Genomic DNA, 5,414 nt, shown 5'->3' with positions numbered 1-5,414 from the left:
GTTAATTGTTTATATTTTTTCATGCAAGACAAATTTAGGCTTTTGACCTTAAACACTTGGAGGAAAACTCCAAGTGTTTTTAATTTATCTGTTGCACTTATAACTTGAACTTACAAAGTAATAAAAAAAATAGCTGCCCAAAATCGAGCAGCTATTGTTAGCTTAAAGTATAGCAAGCGAATTATTCTTTTGCTTCCGAATTTTCATTGGCTTTGGCTCCCATTCGTTCCCATTTAAATTTTGGACCAAATTTAAATTTTAGTTCAGCAATTTTTCTGTTATCTGCAGCCGATAGACCTTCGTTTTCAACGGTATTTTTTCTCGTATCTAATGCTTCGTATAAAGCTTTAATTTCGTCAAAATCTTCTCTTGAATAATTATCTTTATTTTTTTCGAATTCATTATTGAAATCATTATATACTTTAAGAATATTATCTTTGTTTACCCATGACATGTCCATATCAGCTCCAGCAGCCATTGATCCACCAAAAAATGCGCTACGGATTTCCGTTTTACGATCTACAGGTTTTGGGGCACTAGCTTCAACTTTCGATTTATATTCTGTGTACTTCGTTTTTGTTTTTTCTAAACGATCTTGTGCAGCTGTCTGATCATTCATATTAGCGATAGCCATATCAGCATCACTCATGCGATCATTATAACCTGCTTCAATTGCTTGCCAGTTGGTCAAAGCTTCTGCTTCGTTAACGTTGTTTACAGAGTCTACATATTTTTCATAACGATCAAACGACTGTTCTGCCATTTTTTCTTCTTCGCTTTTACATGATGTAAAAGACACTGTTAAAACAGCAACTCCTACTAATAATTGTACTTTTTTCATAGTTTGGTATATTTAATAATTCGGTGTAAAACTATATAATTAAAACAAAATATAATTAATTTAAGTTAATTATTTATGATTTATTTAATAAAAGATTCTTTTTGTTGCTAAAATATATTAATATTGTAATGTAATATTGAAATTTTATAATGACTATTGAATTAATTTAATATATTAAAATGTAACTTTAGTGCAGAATTTAAATAGTATACAAAAATGAAAGTCTATACCAAAACAGGAGATACCGGAACCACTGCACTTTTTGGTGGAACAAGAGTACCCAAACACCATATTAGAATCGAAAGTTATGGAACAGTAGATGAGTTGAATTCGCATATTGGACTCATCAGAGATCAAGAAATTAATTTCATTTACAAAAATAATTTGGCCGAAATTCAAAACAAACTTTTCACTGTAGGTGCAATTTTAGCAACTCCTCCTGATAAAGAAGTGTTGAAAAACGGAAAAGAACGTTTAAATATTCCTAAAATCGGCGAAAAGGAAATAGAATTCTTGGAAAACGCTATCGACTTTATGGAACAATCATTACCACAAATGACACATTTTGTTTTGCCTGGCGGACACAGTACTGTGTCATATTGTCATATTGCTAGATGTGTGTGCCGCCGAGCAGAACGATTGGCCGTGCATTTAAACGAGATTGAACCCGTAGATTTATATGTTTTGAAATACTTAAACCGCCTTTCTGACTACCTATTTGTATTGGCACGGAAGTTGTCTCAAGACTTAAATGCAAATGAAGTCCAATGGATTCCTGAGAAATATTAACATGCAATTTGGGAATTTTTAATCGGATATTGATTAGCTAAAATTAGAAAACAAAATTACGTTCTTAACTTTTTTTAAAATAAACACAATTTTTCTTGACTATGTCGGTAAAAAATTTATTTTTGCATAAATTATAAAATGTATAGCAGATGTATTGGACATTAGAATTGGCATCCTATTTAAGTGACGCACCATGGCCGGCAACTAAAGATGAACTTATTGACTATGCTATCAGAGCTGGTGCACCTTTAGAAGTGGTAGAAAACCTGCAATCGATTGAAGATGAAGGCGAAATCTACGAATCGATGGAAGAAATTTGGCCCGATTATCCTACCGACGAAGATTATCTTTGGAACGAGGATGAATATTAAAAATAAATTGAAAAGTCTCATGCGAGACTTTTTTTTTGTTCACATAACGAATTGATTAATAGAATAATTATAATATGAGCTTCATAAACAGCATACTTAAAGCCTTTGTAGGCGATAAATCCCAAAAGGACGTTAAGGCTTTACAGCCTTACTTATCTAAAATTAAAACATTTGAAGCTGCATTGTCTTCATTGTCACACGATGAACTTAGAGCAAAGACTGCCGAATTTAAAAAACGTATCCAAGCTGCTCGTCAAGATAAAGATGACAAGATTGTTGCACTTAAAATTGAAGTAGAGCAAAAAGTCGACATTGACGAAAAAGAAGACGTGTATGCTGCAATCGACGCTCTGGAAAAAGAAGCATACGATATTTCTGAAAAAACCTTAATGGAAATTTTACCAGAAGCTTTTGCTGTGGTAAAAGAAACTGCAAAACGTTTTAAAGACTACACCAGCATTCGTGTTAAAGCAACTCCAGGCGATTTAAAAATTTCTTCTAAAAAAGAATACGTTACTATCGAAGGAGACGAATCGGTTTGGGCAAATTCTTGGTCGGCTGCCGGAAAACAAATTACTTGGGACATGATCCATTATGATGTACAATTAATAGGTGGTATGGTGTTGCATCAAGGAAAAGTAGCCGAAATGCAAACAGGGGAAGGAAAAACTTTAGTAGCAACTTTACCTCTTTACTTAAATGCATTAACCGGAAACGGCGTTCATCTGGTAACTGTCAACGACTACTTGGCAAAGCGAGACAGCGCTTGGAAAGCACCGCTCTTCGAATTTCACGGAATGACCGTAGATTGTATCGACTTGCATCAACCCAATTCGGATGCCCGACGTGAAGCCTACAATGCCGACATCACTTACGGAACCAATAATGAGTTTGGTTTTGATTATTTGAGAGACAATATGGCCCATTCGCCAACCGATTTGGTTCAACGCAAACACAATTTTGCCATTGTCGATGAGGTCGATTCAGTTTTAATTGACGACGCCAGAACACCATTGATTATTTCAGGGCCCGTACCGCAAGGTGACCGTCATGAATTTATGGAATTAAAGCCGAAAATCGAAAATCTAGTGGCTTTACAACGACAGTTGGCCAATGGATTTTTGACCGAAGCCAAAAAATTAATAAAAGAAGGAAATACCAAAGACGGCGGTTTTCAATTATTGAGGGCCTACCGTGCTTTGCCAAAAAATAAAGCATTAATCAAATTTTTGAGTGAAGAAGGAATCAAACAATTGCTTCAGAAAACCGAAAATCAATACATGCAGGATAACAATCGTGAAATGCATAAGGTGGACGAAGCCTTGTATTTTGTTATCGAAGAAAAAAACAATCAAGTGGAATTATCCGATAACGGAATCAAATTCTTATCTACAAACGAAGATGCTGATTTCTTTGTCCTTCCAGATATTGGAACTGAAATTGCTCGAATCGAAAAATTAAAGCTTGAAAAAGACACCGAAGCCGAAGAAAAAGAAAAACTTTTTCAGGATTTTAGCATAAAAAGCGAGCGTATTCACACGTTGACGCAGTTGCTTAAAGCCTATTCTCTTTTTGAAAAAGATGTAGAATATGTAATCATGGACAACAAAATCATGATTGTCGACGAGCAAACCGGCCGTATTATGGACGGTCGTCGTTATTCTGATGGTTTGCACCAAGCAATTGAAGCCAAAGAAAATGTGAAAATCGAAGCGGCTACTCAAACTTTTGCAACGGTAACCTTGCAAAATTACTTCAGAATGTACAACAAACTTGCCGGTATGACAGGAACTGCGGTTACTGAAGCCGGCGAATTGTGGGAAATATACAAATTAGACGTGGTAGAAATTCCAACCAATCGTCCGATGGCGCGAAACGATAGAGAAGATTTGATTTACCGCTCGGTTCGTGAAAAATTCAATGCGGTTATCGAAGATGTAACGGAATTATCCAAAGCAGGTCGCCCGGTTTTGATAGGAACTACTTCTGTTGAAATTTCAGAATTACTAAGCCGAATGTTGAAGATGCGAAGCGTTCCTCACAACGTTTTGAATGCAAAAATGCACAAGCAAGAAGCCCAAATTGTGGAAGAAGCAGGAAAACCAGGCGTAGTAACAATTGCAACCAATATGGCTGGTCGTGGAACCGATATCAAACTAACTCCTGAAGTAAAAGCAGCGGGTGGTTTGGCTATCATTGGTACAGAACGTCATGATTCACGACGTGTCGACCGTCAGCTAAGAGGTCGTGCAGGTCGTCAGGGAGACGTGGGAAGTTCACAATTTTATGTCTCCTTGGAAGACAACTTGATGCGTCTTTTCGGTTCTGAAAGAGTAGCAAAAGTAATGGACAGAATGGGATTGAAAGAAGGCGAAGTAATTCAGCACTCCATGATGACCAAATCCATCGAAAGAGCCCAGAAGAAAGTTGAAGAAAACAACTTTGGCGTGCGTAAACGTCTGTTGGAATACGACGACGTAATGAATGCACAACGTGAAGTGGTTTACAAACGCCGTCGTCACGCTTTGCATGGCGAACGTTTGAAAGTGGATATCGCCAACATGATTTACGATACCTGCGAATTGGTTACCACTTCCAATAAAGAGGTAAGCGATTTTAAAAATTTCGAGTTCGAATTGATTCGCTATTTTTCAATCACAAGTCCCGTTTCGGAAGCAGAATTCAACAAACTTTCTCCAGTTGAAATTGCTGGTAAAGTTTACAAATCAGCACTTGAATATTACACTGAGAAAACCAACCGAAGCGCCCGCGAAGCGTTCCCAATTATCAAAAATGTTTTTGAAAACGAGAACAACCAGTTCGAAAGAATTGTAGTGCCTTTTACCGATGGGATCAAGTCGCTCAATGTAGTTACCGACCTGAAAAAAGCCTATGAAAGCGAAGGAAAACAGTTAATCGCTGATTTCGAGAAAAACATCACGCTGGCAATCGTAGATGAAGCTTGGAAAAAACACTTGCGCAAAATGGACGAATTGAAACAATCGGTTCAGCTTGCCGTTCACGAACAAAAAGATCCGTTGCTTATTTACAAATTCGAAGCCTTTAAATTGTTTAGTGCAATGCTCAACGGCGTTAATAAAGAAGTAGTTTCGTTCTTGTTCAAAGGCGATTTGCCACAGCAAACAACGCCAAAAATTCAAGAAGCCCAGGAAGTACGTCAAAAAGAAAATTACACCACTTCCAAGGATGAAATACCAAATACGGATCAAGCCGCGGCAGAATCTCGAAACGTCGGGAATGAAGCAGGACAAACGCAACAACGTCAAGTAACCGAAACAATCAAACGCGAAATGCCAAAAATCAACCGCAACGACAATGTTACAGTGAAGCACGTCCTTAGCGGTAAAACCGAAAGCATGAAATTCAAAAAAGCAGAAAGTCTCTTGAGTTCT

The 5,414-nt window shown here is 37.1% G+C and carries 4 protein-coding genes; 3 read left to right on the top strand and 1 reads right to left on the bottom strand.

The annotated features are described in order from the left end of the window. Positions 1 to 181: 181 nt before the first annotated feature. On the bottom strand, positions 182 to 841 hold the full coding sequence (locus ACIQ2X_RS13425; RefSeq protein ID WP_396179441.1) for a hypothetical protein: 660 nt from the start codon (positions 839 to 841) through the stop codon (positions 182 to 184). 216 nt (positions 842 to 1,057) lie between these two features. Here ACIQ2X_RS13425 and ACIQ2X_RS13420 point away from each other — a divergent pair, with 216 nt between their 5' ends. From ACIQ2X_RS13420 to secA, 3 genes are all read left to right on the top strand, one after another. Beyond that, the gene (locus tag ACIQ2X_RS13420; RefSeq protein ID WP_396179440.1) at positions 1,058 to 1,630 is read left to right on the top strand and encodes a cob(I)yrinic acid a,c-diamide adenosyltransferase; all 573 of its coding nucleotides are present in this window, start codon (positions 1,058 to 1,060) and stop codon (positions 1,628 to 1,630) included. Between the two features lie 149 nt (positions 1,631 to 1,779). Then, on the top strand, positions 1,780 to 2,001 hold the full coding sequence (locus ACIQ2X_RS13415) for a DUF2795 domain-containing protein (RefSeq protein WP_022828503.1): 222 nt from the start codon (positions 1,780 to 1,782) through the stop codon (positions 1,999 to 2,001). A gap of 74 nt (positions 2,002 to 2,075) precedes the next feature. Further along, positions 2,076 to 5,414, top strand: a 3,339-nt coding sequence (gene secA, locus ACIQ2X_RS13410; protein ID WP_396179439.1) for a preprotein translocase subunit SecA, incomplete at its 3' end; no start/stop codon positions are given.

The organism is Flavobacterium sp. (genome assembly GCF_044368625.1).
Classification (GTDB): domain Bacteria; phylum Bacteroidota; class Bacteroidia; order Flavobacteriales; family Flavobacteriaceae; genus Flavobacterium.
The sequence above is the reverse complement of the archived record's forward strand: the minus strand, read 5'-3'. Positions and strand labels throughout refer to the sequence as shown.